This window comes from Prevotella marseillensis (assembly GCF_900625065.1).
GTDB lineage: Bacteria > Bacteroidota > Bacteroidia > Bacteroidales > Bacteroidaceae > Prevotella > Prevotella rara.
In genome coordinates this window covers 15,634-29,635 of record NZ_UYXY01000008.1, presented here as the reverse complement: position 1 = coordinate 29,635, position 14,002 = coordinate 15,634, and the positions used below count along the sequence as shown (strand labels likewise).

Sequence of the window (14,002 nt, the reverse complement as noted above, 5' to 3'; positions counted from 1 at the left end):
AAAAACGACAGTAACCCAGATGATAACAAGTGATCAACTGAAAGATGTGATGGAGCGTGCCGAGGCACTGCATCATTATCTTGACATAGACAAGAAGAAAATAGAATTTGAGGAAGAACAGCTGCGCACACAGGCGCCCGACTTCTGGGACGACCCTAAGCGCGCCCAGGAACAGATGAAGAAGGTGAAGGGTATACAGCGCTGGATCGACGGATATAAGGAGGTGCGCACCTGTGCCGACGAGCTTCAGCTGGCTTTCGACTTCTATCATGACGATATGGTTACCGAAGAGGAGGTAGACGAAGACTACGCCAAGGCTATAAAGGCCATCGAAGACCTTGAACTTAAGAATATGCTCCGCCAGAAGGAAGACCCCATGGACTGTGTGCTCAAGATAAACAGCGGCGCCGGCGGCACCGAGAGCCAGGACTGGGCACAGATGCTCATGCGTATGTATATGCGCTGGGCTGAGGCTCACGGCCACAAGGTTACAATCAGCAACCTGCAGGAGGGCGACGAGGCCGGAATAAAGAGCGTTACCATGGAGATTGAGGGCGGAGAGTATGCCTACGGATACCTTAAGAGCGAGAACGGAGTCCACCGCCTGGTGCGTGTCTCTCCGTTCAATGCGCAGGGCAAGCGCATGACCAGCTTCGCCAGCGTGTTCGTTTCGCCTCTCGTCGACGACACGATCGAGGTCTATGTCGACCCGTCAAAGGTCAGTTGGGACTTGTTCCGTTCGGGAGGTGCCGGCGGACAGAACGTCAACAAGGTGGAAACCGGTGTGCGTCTGCGCTACCAGTATGTCGACCCCGACACCGGCGAAGAAGAGGAAATCCTCATCGAGAACACAGAGAGCCGCAAGCAGCTTGAGAACCGCAACAACGCCATGCGCCTGCTCAAGTCGCAGCTCTACGACCGCGCAATGAAGAAACGCCTCGAGGCTCAGGCCAAGATTGAGGCAGGAAAGAAGAAGATAGAGTGGGGAAGTCAGATAAGAAGTTATGTCTTCGACGACCGCCGCGTCAAGGATCACCGCACCAACTATCAGACGTCTGACGTGGACGGAGTGATGGACGGAAAGATCGACGGCTTCATCAAGGCATACCTTATGGAGTTTCCGGTTACCGACGAGGAGTAATTCTTCGTCGGCATATAGTGCTGGATGCAGTCCGGTTGCTTTCTTTAGGCATACGCATTTGCGCCTCGCCGTCAGGCGTTGCAGCTTATTTTGCTGCCTCGTCAGCGGCATTCGGCCATGCGTCAGGTTGTATGAAATATTTAAAGAACCTTAATTTTAAAGATAATAACTATGAGTCAGAACAGAAAATTACGCCGCGCTAAGCGTGAGGCAGAACAAGAACAGCAAGGCAAGAAAGTCGTTACATGGATATTTGCGGCACTGGTTATCTTTGCCGTGATATATCTTGTTGTTCTAATGATAGGCCAGATGTAATATGAGTGGTCTGGAGATAGAGCGCAAGTTCTTGGTTCACAAGGCCGGCCGGCCGTATGCGGCTCAGGCTACATCGTCGAGCCGCATACGCCAGGGCTATATCTGCAGCGAGCGCGGGCGCACTGTCAGGGTGCGTATTCGCGACGGCCGCGGCTTCATAACAATCAAGGGACCGTCTGACGGCAAAGGCATGAGCCGCTATGAGTTTGAGAAGGAGATAACGCTCGACGAGGCCTCGCATCTTATGGAGCTGTGCGAGCCGGGCATTATCGACAAGACCCGATATCTCGTTGCCAGCGGAAAACATGTGTTCGAGGTAGATGAGTTCTATGGAGAGAATGAAGGCCTGGTAATGGCTGAGGTGGAGCTGCAGAGCGAGGACGAGCCTTTCGTCAAGCCCGACTTCATTGCCGACGAGGTAACTGCCGACCGCCGCTTCTACAACTCATCGCTGCGCCGCTCGCCGTTCAGTGCCTGGCGCGACTCCTTGCCAGAAGAATTCCGATAACGGCAGCCAGCGTTACGCCCGTAGCATTGGCCGCAAAGTCGAGCCAGTCGCCGCTTCTCCTGCCGCCGGTGCAGTTTTCCTGCAGTATCTCTATCAGTCCGCTCATCATCACAGGGGCGAGCCATGCCCATATAAAAAGCTTCATCGTCTCAGGTGTCTTGTGATGTCTGAGGTATTCAATCCATATTGTTGTGCATGTTCCGGCATACATAACTATGTGTACCCATTTGTCTATGAATGCCACGTTGTCAAGCGGAGTGCGTGGCGGATAGCAGAAACACAGAATCCATATCGTGGCCAGAAACAGATATGAAAACGGGTATTTCTTTACTTGCGGTTGTCTTAGTCTCATCAATGTCAGTCTTTTTGTGCAAAGGTAGCATATTTCTGTGAAAACCTGACATCGATTGCCGTGAAAACAAGAAGCGTCTCTTATGCAGGCTTTGACTTTTGGCAACAGGCGGGTGCAAGTGGTTAATGGTAACATAAGACATTAAAGTGAAAATTTACTATTATGAAATCAGAGAGAGCAAGTTTTGGAAGTAAGCTTGGAATTATTCTTGCCACGGCCGGTTCTGCCGTAGGATTAGGTAACGTCTGGCGCTTCCCCTATATGGCGGGAGAGCACGGCGGCGGGGTGTATATTATTGTCTACATTGCCTGTGTGCTTCTTCTCGGCATTCCCTGCATCGTCAGCGAGTTTGTGATAGGACGCCGTGCCGCATCCAACACGGCGCGGGCCTACGGCATTTTGTCCGGCGGAAAGCCGTGGATGCTTGTCGGCCTGCTCGGAGTGCTTACAGGTTTTCTGATTTCGGGATATTACGCCGTGGTGTCAGGCTGGTGCCTGCATTATATATATGCCTCGGTTGCGGGCCATCTGCACGGGTCGCCCGACTTCTTTGCAGGTTATTTCTCGTCTTTCGAGACAAATCCCTGGAAGCCTGCCTTCTGGACACTTCTGTTTATGCTTATTACTCACCTTATAATAATACGCGGCATCCGCGGAGGCATTGAGAAGGCTTCAAAGCTGATGATGCCCATACTTTTTGTGCTTCTCATAGTCATTGTCGTGCTTTCGTGCATGCTTCCCGGGGCTATGGAGGGCGTGAAGTTTCTGTTTGAACCAGACTTCAGCAAGGTTGACGGCAGCATGTTTCTCGGTGCTCTCGGCCAGGCTTTCTTCTCGCTCAGTATTGGTATGGGATGCCTGTGTACGTATGCGTCATACTTCAGTAAGGATACCGATCTGATGAAGTCGGCCGCCCAGATAGCCTTTATCGACACCGTTGTGGCCGTGCTTGCGGGCCTCATGATTTTCCCCGCAGCGTTTTCGGTGGGTATCAGTCCCGATTCTGGTCCTTCATTGGTGTTCATCACCTTGCCTAACGTGTTCCAGCAGGCATTCTCAAGCATGCCGGCTGTGGGCTATGTCGTGTCTGCCGCGTTCTATGCGTTGCTGGCTTTGGCAGCCCTTACATCCATAATCTCCATGCACGAGGCAAGTACCGTGTTCTTTGAGGAGGAGTGCAAGCTCAGCCGCAAGCGTGCTGCCACTATCGTAACCGTGGCCTGCTCGGTGATAGGTCTTGTTTGTTCGATGTCTTTGGGCGGATACGATTTGCTGACTGTTTTTGGCCGTACGCTGTTCGACGTGTTCGATTTCTTTACAGGACAAATAATGCTTCCCGTGGGAGGATTCCTTACATGTATCTTCCTCGGTTGGTTCCTGCCGCATAAGCTGGTGCGTGATGAGTTTACCAATCATGGCACGTTGCGCGGCCGTCTGTTCGGCATCTATCTGTTCTGTGTGAGATATGTGTGTCCCGTAGGTATATTGCTTATATTCCTTCAGCAGTTTGGCATAATCTGATAGGTGAGGCTATGCCGTTCGGTTTCATTTAGCATCACAGAAAAATGCGCGGGTTCTTTTATCTTAACCGCACCGACCGCCGTGTTGTGGTGGCCGTGCTCCTTGTGGCCGTAGCAGCCGCGGGACTGCTGCTCTGTGCCGGCTACGGCGCGGGCGAGTCGCCTGCAGGCGTGGCCGGAGATGCTCCTGCCGTGGCGTCTGGCGGCAGAAAAGGCTCTGCCGGTAAGAAGGACGGATATGCGGAATATACCGACGGTCGGCGCATTGAGCTGTCATACTTCGACCCTAATACGGCAGACAGCACACAGCTGCTGAGGCTCGGGCTGGCGCCGTGGCAGGTCAGAAACATATATAAGTACAGGGCCAAGGGCGGAATATATCGCACCAAGGCCGACTTTGCACGCCTTTACGGACTTACGGCGCAGAAGTTTAAGGAACTCGAGCCATACATACGCATCGAGGGCGACTATCGTCCGGCATCTGAGGTGTATGGAGGCAGCACTGCCGACCTGACCATACGCGACACGACGAGATACCCCGTGAAGATAAAGCCCGGCGAACATATCGTGCTGAACACGGCCGACACGTCGCAGCTGAAGCGCGTGCCGGGCATAGGCAGCGGCTTTGCCCGCGCCATAGTGAGCTACGGCCGTCGGCTGGGCGGATATGTCAGCGTTGATCAGCTGCGCGAGATTGACAACTTTCCCGAGTCGGCCATAGCCTATTTCGTGGTGAAGCATCCTGTGGTTAGCCGGCTTAACCTCAACCGACTGCCGCTCAGCAGTCTGCGCAGACATCCCTACATAGGCTTCTATCAGGCCAAGACCATAATAGAATACCGCCGCCTGCACGGAAGAATAAACTCGCTCGACGACCTGAAATTGTGCAAGGACTTCACGCCCGAGGCCATCGAGCGCCTGCGCCCCTATGTGGAATTCTGACGCCCGTCTTCGCATACAATGACGCAGGAAAAATACGCTTGTGTAACATATTGATATCCAGTGCGTTGCAAAAGGCCATGTTTTGCGCTCCAAAAGACCGTCTTTTATCATGCAAAAGACCACCTTTTAGAGCCTGAAACATGGCCTTTTGCATTACGGCTGCACAGAGCATGCGCCATGACATCAGCCTGACGCTGTTCTCATCTCAAATCCTGCATCAGTGTTCAGCCTGTATTTTTGCCTTATGTTGAGCAGATTTTCGTTATAATTTTCGCCTGCATAGCAGACTCTGTAAAGAAAAGCTGACGTAAAGACGACGGCAGAAAGCAAGAATACAGCTGAAAACATGAATGGACAAAGTAGATAAAACTATGTTCGGAATAATGTTCGGTTAGGGCTTGTCCCCGTGCCGTGGCCTCCTTTCGGTCCTTAGTCCGTGTCCGTATGAGGCAGCCTCGGCCAGCCCTTGCAGCCGTCGTGTTACGCCTTGCGGCGGCCTTTAGGCATGACTCCGCAGTTTGATTTCTGCCTGCATGGCGAGCTTTTTGATTATTATCGTTTAATTAATCAAAAAAAAGGAATAGCCCAATGTTATTCAAATTATTTTTTCTACTTTTGCAAAGTAGAAATTACAAAACACACATATATATTTAAAAACTACAAAACTATGGATTTAGTTCAGCAAATCATTGAGCGCGCTAAAAGCAACAAGCAGCGCATCGTGCTCCCCGAAGCCACAGAGGAGCGCACTTTAAGGGCAGCCGACATGGTGCTGGCCGAAGGTGTGGCTGACATCATTCTTATCGGCAATCCCGGTGAGATAAACTCTCTGGCAGAGCAGTGGGGCCTGAAAAATATCGACAAGGCTACTATCGTTGACCCGGAGAACAACCCCAAGAGCGAGGAATATGCAGCCCTGCTGGCAGAGCTCCGCAAGAAGAAGGGCATGACCATCGAGCAGGCTCGCGAGCTGGTTAAGAATCCTCTCTATCTCGGATGTATGATTATAAAGACTGGCGGAGCCGACGGACAGATATCTGGAGCGCTCAGCACAACGGCCGATACTCTGCGTCCGGCTCTTCAGATCATCAAGTGCACCCCCGGAATCACATGCGTCAGCGGCGCAATGCTGCTCATCACAAAGGAGCCTCAGTATGGCGAGAACGGCGTGCTCGTAGTAGGCGACGTTGCCGTTACACCTATGCCCGACGCACAGCAGCTGGCTCAGATTGCCGTTTGCACAGCTCAGACAGCCAAATCAGTTGCAGGCTTCGCTGATCCTCGCGTGGCTATGCTCAGCTTCTCAACAAAAGGCAGCGCAAGCCATGAGGTGGTAGACAAGGTGGTTGAGGCTACAAAACTTGCTAAGGAGCTCGATCCGTCTCTCAAGGTTGACGGCGAACTGCAGGCCGACGCAGCCCTCGTGCCTTCAGTAGGCGAGAAGAAGGCTCCCGGAAGCGACATCGCCGGCAAGGCCAACGTTCTCGTATTCCCATGCCTCGAGGTAGGCAACATCAGCTATAAGATGGTTCAGCGTCTTGGCGGTGCCGAGGCCATAGGTCCTATCCTTCAGGGTATCGCCCGTCCGGTTAACGACCTCAGCCGCGGATGCTCAGTAGAGGATATTTACAAGCTGGTAGCCATCACGGCATGCCAGGCAATGGATGCAAAAGCATAATTAATAATTTAAGTAGTTAAAGGAGTTATAGTAGTTAAAGAAGTTAAAGTCAATAGCCTTGCAGATGAACAACTTTGAGAGCGTGGTGGCATGGCAGAAGGCCTACAAGTTTACCTTGCTGGCATATAAGGTAGCCAACACCTTTCCCGAATGTGAACGCTTCGAACTCTGCTCTCAGTTTAAAAGAGCTGCGGTTTCTGTTCCGGCCAATATTGCTGAAGGATATAAAAAACTCAGCAAGGCAGACAAGCTGCGCTTCTATAACATCGCGCAAGGAAGCATTGAAGAATGCAGATGCTATGTTTATTTGTCGAAAGACCTTGGGTATGTTGATGCTCCGGTTTTCAACGAACTGATGGGAGCTCTGTCTGATGCAAGCAGGCTGCTTAACGCATATTGCAAGGGTGTGATAAATAATGGCTATGCTGATGATGGCCAACAGGGCTATTGACTTTAACTACTTTAACTACTATAACTACTTTAACTCCCGATAAACAACTTATAACCATGAAAATTTTAGTATTAAACTGCGGCAGCTCGTCTATCAAGTATGCACTTTACAACATGGACGACAAGTCTGTCATGACATCAGGCGGTGCAGAGCGCGTTGGTCTCGACGGCGCTTTCGTTAAAGTGAAGCTGCCTAACGGAGAGAAAAAAACTGTAATGCACGACATTCCCGAACATACAGAGGGAGTGAAGTTCATCTTCTCACTGCTCACCGATCCTGAAATCGGCGTTATTAAAGACCTCAATGAAATCGACGCCGTTGGCCATCGTATGGTGCACGGAGGCGAGAAGTTCAACAAGAGCGTGGTGCTTACCGACGAGGTGCTCAAGACTTTTGAAGAGTGCATCGACCTGGCTCCGCTGCACAATCCGGCCAACCTCAAGGGTGTTAAGGCCGTCAGCGAGCTTATGCCCGGTCTGCCTCAGGTAGGCGTGTTCGATACAGCCTTCCATCAGACAATGCCCGCACACTCATATCTCTACGCCATACCGTATGAGCTTTACGAGAAATATGGCGTGCGCCGCTACGGATTCCACGGAACAAGCCACCGCTATGTGTCAAAGAGAGTGTGCGACTTCCTGGGCGTAAATCCTGCCGACAAGAAGGTCATCACCTGCCACATAGGCAACGGAGGCAGTATAGCTGCCGTTGATGGAGGCAAATGTGTTGACACATCAATGGGTCTCACACCGCTCGAAGGCCTCATGATGGGCACACGAAGCGGTGATATCGACGGCGGTGCCATCACATTCCTCGAGAAGAAACTCGGTCTCGACGCTGACGGAATGTCAAATCTGCTCAACAAGAAGAGCGGTGTGCTCGGCATAACAGGCATCTCTTCAGACATGCGTGAGATAGAGTCTGCCAACGATGAGGGCAACGAGCGTGCCAAGCTGGCTCTCGACATGTACAGCTACAGAATAAAGAAATACGTTGGAGCCTATGCTGCTGCCATGGGCGGATGCGACATCATCGTGTTCACCGCAGGCGTTGGCGAGAACCAGGCTTCTATGCGTGAGGATGTATGCAAGAACATGGAGTACATGGGTGTTAAGCTCGACGTTGAGAAGAACAAGACCATCCGCGGTGAGGAAGCCATCATCTCTACTCCCGACTCTAAGGTTACGGTATGCGTAATTCCTACCGACGAGGAGCTGATGATTGCAACAGACACAATGAATCTGCTGTAATCTTTACACGGATAGCATATAATAAAGGTGAGAAAGCATGTGCGTCTGATATGTCATGACGCCGTCTTTCTCACCTTTTTTTATTTGTTGAGGCTTGCGCCCCGTGCGTGTTGTCGCTGTTGTTGCGGCCTGATGCTGTGCAGTATGCCGCCGTTGTCGTGCCGTAGGGGCTGCTGAAGGCTTATGGCTTGCTCTCGCCCTCGGCATATTCTTCGAGGAACAGATGTTCGCCGTCGAACACAACGTATGTGAACTGCCATATCCAGTCGCCTATAATCATCATCCGCGTCTTGCGCGACAGCATGAGGTCGAGCTCTATGTGACGGTGTCCGTAGATGAAATAGTCGATGTCCGGATGGGTCTTCATATACTTCTTGGTGTATTTTACCAAGGCTTCCTTGTCCTCACCCTGATAGGGCGGCTCCTTTCCGTCGGCACGCTTCATGCGGCTGTGCTTGGCCCATGTCAGTCCGAACCAGATGCCCCAGCGCGGATGCAGCGCGCTGAACATGCGCTGGCAGACGCGGTTGTGGAACACGCGGCGTATGAAGTTGAACTTAGGGTCGTGGTCGCCAAGGCCGTCGCCGTGTGCCATGTGGAACACCTTGTCGTATATGTCTACGGTCGTTGGCTTGGTGTGTATGATTACGCCGCACTCTTCTTCGAGATAGCCGTACATCCAGATGTCGTGGTTGCCGGTGAAGAAGTGCACCTCGACGCCCATGTCGGTCAGCTCGGAGAGCTTGCCCAGGAAGCGCGTATATCCCTTGGGCACGGCATATTTGTATTCGTACCAGAAGTCGAACATGTCGCCCAGCAGGTATATTGCCGCGGCCTTGTTCTTTATTTCGTCAAGAAACCGCACCAGCCTGCGCTCCTGCGTGCGGCCGTGAGCTATGGCCAGCGAGCCCAGGTGTGCGTCGGACAGTATGTAGACATTCTTTCTCATGGTGCAGATGTTTTAGTATTTAAGATATGCTGTTATTCGAATCCCAGCTCGAGGCGTGCCTCCTCGCTGAGCATGCTCTGGTCCCATGCGGGCTCGAACACGAGGTTCACCGTGGCCGACTTTACGCCGTCGAGGCTGTCTACCTTCTGCCTTACGTCCTCGAGGATGAAGTCTGCCGCCGGACATGTGGGCGCGGTGAAGGTCATGTCGATGTCCACGGTGGCGTCGTCTTTCACGTCAATCTTGTAAATCAGTCCGAGGTCGTATATGTTTACGGGTATTTCCGGGTCGTATACAGTCTTGAGCACATCTACTATTCTCTCTTCTATAGCTGTTTTTTCTTCTTGAGTCATGATTCTTATGTTATGATTAGTTGCATCATCTGTGTGCAGGCCGCTGCTTGTGCCGTGCCTGTGTGCCTGTTGCATAATAGGGCAATACAAAGATAGGTGAAAAAAAGCGTATTACAAAATTTATGCCGTTTTTTTGTGCCGTGCGGCGTTCTGTTGTACCACGGCTGTTGCCCTGCCTGTGCAGCGGAGTGGTGTTGGCTGAGATTGGACTTTGCGCAAAAAGAAGCCCGGACGCAAGCGTATGGCAGAAGGCGTCCGGGCGGATTCAGTTGTAGTAATTATTGATTGTCTTGCTGTTTTTCGGTTGCAGGCAGAGTGACAGTTGTTGCTGTGTAGTCCTCAACTTGTTTTCCGTCGATTTTCACGTTCTTGATGTTGAGTGTCAGCGTCAGCTTGTTGTCCTCCCCGTTGTATGATGCAGTCGTAACGGCCACGTCGGCAGTAGCCTTCACGGTGTTCTCGCCGGCCTGGTATTCAAAGTTGCAGATGCAGCTGTCGGCTGTCATGCTTACAATGTTGTTGGCATATCCGCTTATTCTGTAGCTTACGCTGCATGTGTCGGCCTTGTATGTGTTGAGCGCCTGCTCGAGGTTTTCTGCTGCTACAACGTCCTTTATGATGTTGCTTACGGGCAGGTTGAACTGCATGTCGGCTGTTCCGAGAGTTACGGTCATTGCCGAGTCGGCTGTAGCTTCGCCGTATTCCATGCTGTTTACATATGTGCCGGGCATTGCGCTGAGTACTTCCTGTGGTACGCTTACGCCGTTGTCTTCATCGTCGTCGCAAGATGTCATTGTTGCTGTGAGGCATAAGCCCATGATAAATCCAAATATTAATTTCAAAGATTTCATTGCTTTTTTGTTTTTAATTTTACGTTATTTTGTTTGTGAGTACTCGTAATTGTAAATGTTACGGCGACAGAAAACTTGCATGGGGGCGTGGTTAAAACTTGTAAAAATATATTTTCTACACTGAAAACTCTGTCATCCTCTGCCGTCGTCAATGCTTTTCTGCCGGCCTTTTTCTGCTGCCTTTCACCGGCGTTGCATAGACTTTGATTGTGGCGATATTGGCTGTTGTATGGTATTGCCATTGAGACTGATTTCTAAAAGACCGCCTTTCGCCTTCCGAAAGGCCACATATTGCACGCTAAAAGGCCACCTTTTAGAAGCTAAAAGATGGCCTTTTGTAACGTGTTGGATGTCAGGCTGTTGCGCGGTTGTGCGCTTTGCCTTTGCAGGGAGGCGTTTTCCTTACAGCCGTCCCTCCTCCGAATAGCTGTAATATCGTCCGTCGGTGATTATCAGATGGTCGAGAAAGTGCAGGCGCATTATCTCGCACGCCTTCTTCATGCGCTGCGTCAGTCTGTCGTCGTCGCCGCTCGGCATGGGGTTGTTGCTCGGATGGTTGTGGCAGAGCACCACGATGGTGGCGTTGCACAGCAGTGCGTTCTTTATCACCACGCGTATGTCCACCGCCGTCTCGGTTATGCCGCCGTGCGACAGCTGCATGTCTTTTATCAGCTTGCAGTTTTGGTTCATCAGCAAGATCCATGCCTCCTCTTCGCTCAGGTCCTGCATCTTTGGGTGCATAAACTCGTAGATTGCAGCTGCCGAGTCGAGCCGCTTGCGCTCTTCAGCCTTCTCGGCCTGCCGGCGCTTGCCCAGCTCGCAGGCTGCCAGTATGGTTACGGCTTTGGCCGGTCCCAGGCCCTTGTAGTTGCCGGAGGTTAGCTGGTCGATGCTCATCTTGCCGAGAGAGTTAAGGTTGTTGTTGCAGTCGTTGAGCACTCTCTTCATGAGGTCTACCGCACTTTCTTCGGGCGAGCCCGAGCCTATTAGTATAGCCAGCAGTTCGGCGTTCGACAGCGCCTGTGCCCCGAGCCGCATCATCTTTTCGCGTGGCCGGTCGTCCTCGGCCCATTGGTTTATGCTTAGTTTTGACATATTGTTCTAAATTGAGAATTGAGAGTTGAGAATGGAAAATTATGATTTGCCTTTTTGATTATTATTGTGTTGCTTTGTTTGCAGATTGGACGTGTACAAAACAAGTTAGATTGTTACAAAATGTAGAAATGGGGTAATAGCAGGGCACGTAAATATCTCTGCTTATGGCACTAAACTGCTTTTTGATGTTTTTATAATTTTGGTGAGTATGCGTATAATTTCCTCGTTGTCGTTCATCATAGATTGCAGTTGCCTGTCCGTAATATAATGGCCGCTGTTAAGCATTTTCAGCCAATATTCCGTTTCGTCGGCTTCTTTTAGCGCAATGCTCAGCTTATGTATAAAGTCAATTTTGCTTTGTGCGTTTCTGCTTTCAGCTGTATTGGCTCCGATGCTTGTGCCGCTTCTAAGTATCTGATTTGCTATAATGTGTTCGTGTTTCACCTCGACAAGGTATCTGTACATATTGACTATACGTGCAGAAAAGGCCTCGGTCTTGGTTAATATTATGTTTTCTTTCCGTTGTAGCATTAGTGTTGTTTTAAGGTTATAAAGGTAAAGAATAAGGTTGTAAAGGTAAAAAGAATGAAGCGTATGCCGATTGCATGAATTAAATATGCAGCAGATTGCTGTCAGCAGATTGCTTTAATTGAAGAATTGAGAATGAATAATCAGACTATATCAAAATTATACCTTTCAAAGGTAATCATAATTATCCATTCTCAATTCTCCATTCTCACTTATAAAAGTTTTTGTCGAATGCATGAAACTCGTCGTGCTTCAGCACGCAGCGCTTCCACCATGCAGTGATGAATCCGCATCCGTAGCCGAACAGCTGGATGAACGATGCCGGGATGCTGAGCAGTCCTACCTTAAAGCTGCGGTTGCTTATTGACGAGTCGATGAGTATCAGCAGGCAGTAGAGAAGTATCGGAAGCCAGGGCCCGGCGCACAGCCAATACCACTTGTCTATGCTGTCGTATTCCATCAGCACACGCCCCACGGCAGATGTCAGCACCAGGGCCGTCACGCCTACGGTGAACACCGTAGGCAGCATGTGCACTATCTTGAGCGATTCGGGATACTTCTTGTAAAGGTTGATTCGCGCTATTCCGCTGTTGAACACCTGCCGGTAGAACTTGCGGAAGTCGGTGCGGCGCTTGTGCCAAACCCATGCGTCGGGGAACAGGCGGCAGTTGCAGCCTGCCTTGAATATGCGTATGCTGAAGTCGATGTCCTCGCCGAAGCGCATCTTTGAGAATCCTCCCAGCTTCAGATATACGCTGCGGCGTATGCCCATGTTGTACGAGCGTGGATAAAACTTGTCGAGCTTCTTCTTTCCGCCCCTTATGCCTCCGGTGGTGAAAAAGCTTGTCATGGAGTAGCTTATGGCCTTCTGCGTGTCGGTGAACGAGTCGTGCGCGCGGTCAGGACCGCCGAAGGCGTCGGCTCCGGTCTTGGCCAGTTCGGCGTCTACTGCCGCGAGATAGCCCTCGGGCAGCACCACGTCAGAGTCGAGCACAATGAGATATTCTCCTTTAGAGCGCTCCGCTCCATAGTTGCGGCTCTGTCCCGGTCCGCTGTTCTTCTTCATAAAATACTGAATGTCGAGCGCTCCGCTGTATCCCTCGCATACGCTCTTGCATGTGCGTGTGCTGCCGTCTTCAACAATAATCACCTCAAAGTCCTTCACGGTCTGTGCCGTAAGGCTCTTCAGCAGTTCGTCAACTTCCTCCGGGCGGTTGAACACCGGTATGATAAAAGAATATTTCATTTGTCCTGTAAGGTTAACGGTTACTTTATGTTTGCACCTCCTCTGCATGGAGGATTATAAAAGAGAAGGAGCCAAGCCTTCGGTAAGGAAACCGCATCGCGATGTGTCAGCGGTCGCCGTGCCGAAGCCCTGGCTCCTTGTTTGTTTATGTTCTCAACGTCAGGTTGAGCATGCTTATTCCTTTACACGGTTCAGATAGCTTCCGTCGCGTGTGTCAACCTGGATGAGGTCGCCTTCGTTGATGAACAGCGGCACTCTCACCTCAACACCGGTTTCGAGTGTAGCCGGCTTTGTGGCATTGGTAGCTGTGTCGCCCTTGATGCCCGGCTCGCTGTGTGTTACGCGCAAGTTTGTCTTTACAGGCATTTCGGCATAGAGGATAGTTCCGTCTGTAGTGTCGGTTACAACCTCAACGATGTCGCTCTCCTTCATGAAGTCAACGCCGATGATAGCGTCCTTGGCGATAGGAATCTGCTCGAAAGTTTCCTGGTTCATGAAGATAAGACCTGTTGTATCCTCATAAAGATACTGATACGGACGGTGCTCAATTCTTACGTCTTCGAGCTTGAAGCCAACCTGGAATGTGCGCTCCAGAACGCGGCCGTCGGTCACGTTCTTCAGTTTTGTACGCATAACGGTGTTACCCTTACCTGGCTTAACGTGCTGGAAGTCGATGCAAATCCATACCTGATTGTCCATGCGGATGCATGTTCCTTTTTTAATTTCCTGTGAGTTAATCATTGTTCGTAATATATGAATTTATTGTTGATTCCTGACTGCTGACGGGCGGGCGCCTCGTCTCTTGCTGCGGGCTTTTGCCCCG

17 protein-coding genes are annotated in these 14,002 nt (G+C 51.0%); 8 read left to right on the top strand and 9 right to left on the bottom strand.

The annotated features are described in order from the left end of the window. Positions 1-19 precede the first annotated feature (19 nt). The 3 genes from prfB (at position 20) to EJL04_RS15545 (ending at position 1,964) form a co-directional block, all read left to right on the top strand. On the top strand, positions 20-1,141 hold the full coding sequence (gene prfB, locus EJL04_RS15550) for a peptide chain release factor 2 (RefSeq protein WP_125105597.1): 1,122 nt from the start codon (positions 20-22) through the stop codon (positions 1,139-1,141). A gap of 171 nt (positions 1,142-1,312) precedes the next feature. Next, complete coding sequence (locus EJL04_RS16450) at positions 1,313-1,456, top strand: hypothetical protein (protein ID WP_021854834.1); 144 nt, start codon at positions 1,313-1,315, stop codon at positions 1,454-1,456. 1 nt (position 1,457) lies between these two features. Continuing rightward, the gene (locus EJL04_RS15545; RefSeq protein ID WP_125105596.1) at positions 1,458-1,964 is read left to right on the top strand and encodes a CYTH domain-containing protein; all 507 of its coding nucleotides are present in this window, start codon (positions 1,458-1,460) and stop codon (positions 1,962-1,964) included. Here the strand turns inward: EJL04_RS15545 and EJL04_RS15540 are convergent. Beyond that, positions 1,924-2,316 carry a VanZ family protein gene (locus tag EJL04_RS15540; RefSeq protein WP_053398413.1) on the bottom strand — a complete coding sequence of 131 codons (393 nt, stop codon included), beginning with the start codon at positions 2,314-2,316 and terminating at the stop codon, positions 1,924-1,926. The two genes, EJL04_RS15545 and EJL04_RS15540, sit on opposite strands and share 41 nt — an antisense overlap. A 162-nt stretch (positions 2,317-2,478) precedes the next feature. On the opposite strand from EJL04_RS15540, the gene EJL04_RS15535 reads away from it, so the two are divergent. The 5 genes from EJL04_RS15535 (at position 2,479) to EJL04_RS15515 (ending at position 8,157) form a co-directional block, all read left to right on the top strand. After that, positions 2,479-3,837 (top strand): sodium-dependent transporter, encoded by a 1,359-nt coding sequence (locus tag EJL04_RS15535; RefSeq protein ID WP_053398414.1) that lies wholly within the window; start codon positions 2,479-2,481, stop codon positions 3,835-3,837. 44 nt (positions 3,838-3,881) lie between these two features. After that, positions 3,882-4,778, top strand: a complete 897-nt coding sequence (locus tag EJL04_RS15530; protein WP_125105595.1) for a ComEA family DNA-binding protein — start codon at positions 3,882-3,884, stop codon at positions 4,776-4,778. Between the two features lie 667 nt (positions 4,779-5,445). Then, positions 5,446-6,456 (top strand): phosphate acetyltransferase, encoded by a 1,011-nt coding sequence (pta, locus tag EJL04_RS15525; protein WP_125105594.1) that lies wholly within the window; start codon positions 5,446-5,448, stop codon positions 6,454-6,456. A gap of 64 nt (positions 6,457-6,520) precedes the next feature. Then, positions 6,521-6,907: a four helix bundle protein gene (locus EJL04_RS15520; protein WP_125105593.1), complete on the top strand. Its 387-nt coding sequence runs from the start codon at positions 6,521-6,523 to the stop codon at positions 6,905-6,907. A 56-nt stretch (positions 6,908-6,963) separates the two neighbouring features. Next, positions 6,964-8,157: an acetate/propionate family kinase gene (locus EJL04_RS15515; protein WP_021854827.1), complete on the top strand. Its 1,194-nt coding sequence runs from the start codon at positions 6,964-6,966 to the stop codon at positions 8,155-8,157. Positions 8,158-8,338: 181 nt separating this feature from the next. On the opposite strand, the gene EJL04_RS15510 is transcribed toward EJL04_RS15515, so the two are convergent. The 8 genes from EJL04_RS15510 to efp form a co-directional block, all read right to left on the bottom strand. Next, on the bottom strand, positions 8,339-9,106 hold the full coding sequence (locus tag EJL04_RS15510; protein WP_125105592.1) for a UDP-2,3-diacylglucosamine diphosphatase: 768 nt from the start codon (positions 9,104-9,106) through the stop codon (positions 8,339-8,341). 32 nt (positions 9,107-9,138) lie between these two features. After that, positions 9,139-9,459 carry a metal-sulfur cluster assembly factor gene (locus EJL04_RS15505; RefSeq protein WP_021854825.1) on the bottom strand — a complete coding sequence of 107 codons (321 nt, stop codon included), beginning with the start codon at positions 9,457-9,459 and terminating at the stop codon, positions 9,139-9,141. Positions 9,460-9,737: 278 nt separating this feature from the next. Next, on the bottom strand, positions 9,738-10,310 hold the full coding sequence (locus EJL04_RS15500) for a hypothetical protein (protein WP_021854824.1): 573 nt from the start codon (positions 10,308-10,310) through the stop codon (positions 9,738-9,740). Beyond that, positions 10,307-10,552: a hypothetical protein gene (locus tag EJL04_RS15495; RefSeq protein ID WP_125105591.1), complete on the bottom strand. Its 246-nt coding sequence runs from the start codon at positions 10,550-10,552 to the stop codon at positions 10,307-10,309. Before EJL04_RS15495 ends, EJL04_RS15500 begins: the two co-directional genes overlap by 4 nt. Positions 10,553-10,712: 160 nt before the next feature. Next, positions 10,713-11,405 carry a RadC family protein gene (gene radC, locus EJL04_RS15490; RefSeq protein WP_021854823.1) on the bottom strand — a complete coding sequence of 231 codons (693 nt, stop codon included), beginning with the start codon at positions 11,403-11,405 and terminating at the stop codon, positions 10,713-10,715. Positions 11,406-11,567: 162 nt separating this feature from the next. Further along, positions 11,568-11,936: a four helix bundle protein gene (locus EJL04_RS15485; RefSeq protein ID WP_021854822.1), complete on the bottom strand. Its 369-nt coding sequence runs from the start codon at positions 11,934-11,936 to the stop codon at positions 11,568-11,570. Positions 11,937-12,141: 205 nt separating this feature from the next. Continuing rightward, complete coding sequence (locus EJL04_RS15480) at positions 12,142-13,179, bottom strand: glycosyltransferase (RefSeq protein ID WP_021854821.1); 1,038 nt, start codon at positions 13,177-13,179, stop codon at positions 12,142-12,144. 174 nt (positions 13,180-13,353) lie between these two features. Beyond that, positions 13,354-13,920, bottom strand: coding sequence for an elongation factor P (gene efp / locus EJL04_RS15475; RefSeq protein ID WP_053398423.1), 567 nt, complete (start codon positions 13,918-13,920; stop codon positions 13,354-13,356). Positions 13,921-14,002 lie beyond the last annotated feature (82 nt).

Coding starts and splice junctions, on each gene's coding strand:
- radC (WP_021854823.1), bottom strand. CDS start 11,405: ATGTCAAAACTAAGCATAAACCAATGGGCCGAGGACGACCGGCCACGC.
- EJL04_RS15545 (WP_125105596.1), top strand. CDS start 1,458: ATGAGTGGTCTGGAGATAGAGCGCAAGTTCTTGGTTCACAAGGCCGGC.
- pta (WP_125105594.1), top strand. CDS start 5,446: ATGGATTTAGTTCAGCAAATCATTGAGCGCGCTAAAAGCAACAAGCAG.
- EJL04_RS15530 (WP_125105595.1), top strand. CDS start 3,882: ATGCGCGGGTTCTTTTATCTTAACCGCACCGACCGCCGTGTTGTGGTG.
- EJL04_RS15485 (WP_021854822.1), bottom strand. CDS start 11,936: ATGCTACAACGGAAAGAAAACATAATATTAACCAAGACCGAGGCCTTT.
- EJL04_RS15520 (WP_125105593.1), top strand. CDS start 6,521: ATGAACAACTTTGAGAGCGTGGTGGCATGGCAGAAGGCCTACAAGTTT.
- EJL04_RS15505 (WP_021854825.1), bottom strand. CDS start 9,459: ATGACTCAAGAAGAAAAAACAGCTATAGAAGAGAGAATAGTAGATGTG.
- EJL04_RS15515 (WP_021854827.1), top strand. CDS start 6,964: ATGAAAATTTTAGTATTAAACTGCGGCAGCTCGTCTATCAAGTATGCA.
- EJL04_RS15510 (WP_125105592.1), bottom strand. CDS start 9,106: ATGAGAAAGAATGTCTACATACTGTCCGACGCACACCTGGGCTCGCTG.
- EJL04_RS15480 (WP_021854821.1), bottom strand. CDS start 13,179: ATGAAATATTCTTTTATCATACCGGTGTTCAACCGCCCGGAGGAAGTT.
- EJL04_RS16450 (WP_021854834.1), top strand. CDS start 1,313: ATGAGTCAGAACAGAAAATTACGCCGCGCTAAGCGTGAGGCAGAACAA.
- efp (WP_053398423.1), bottom strand. CDS start 13,920: ATGATTAACTCACAGGAAATTAAAAAAGGAACATGCATCCGCATGGAC.
- EJL04_RS15500 (WP_021854824.1), bottom strand. CDS start 10,310: ATGAAATCTTTGAAATTAATATTTGGATTTATCATGGGCTTATGCCTC.
- EJL04_RS15535 (WP_053398414.1), top strand. CDS start 2,479: ATGAAATCAGAGAGAGCAAGTTTTGGAAGTAAGCTTGGAATTATTCTT.
- EJL04_RS15495 (WP_125105591.1), bottom strand. CDS start 10,552: ATGGCAATACCATACAACAGCCAATATCGCCACAATCAAAGTCTATGC.
- prfB (WP_125105597.1), top strand. CDS start 20: ATGATAACAAGTGATCAACTGAAAGATGTGATGGAGCGTGCCGAGGCA.
- EJL04_RS15540 (WP_053398413.1), bottom strand. CDS start 2,316: ATGAGACTAAGACAACCGCAAGTAAAGAAATACCCGTTTTCATATCTG.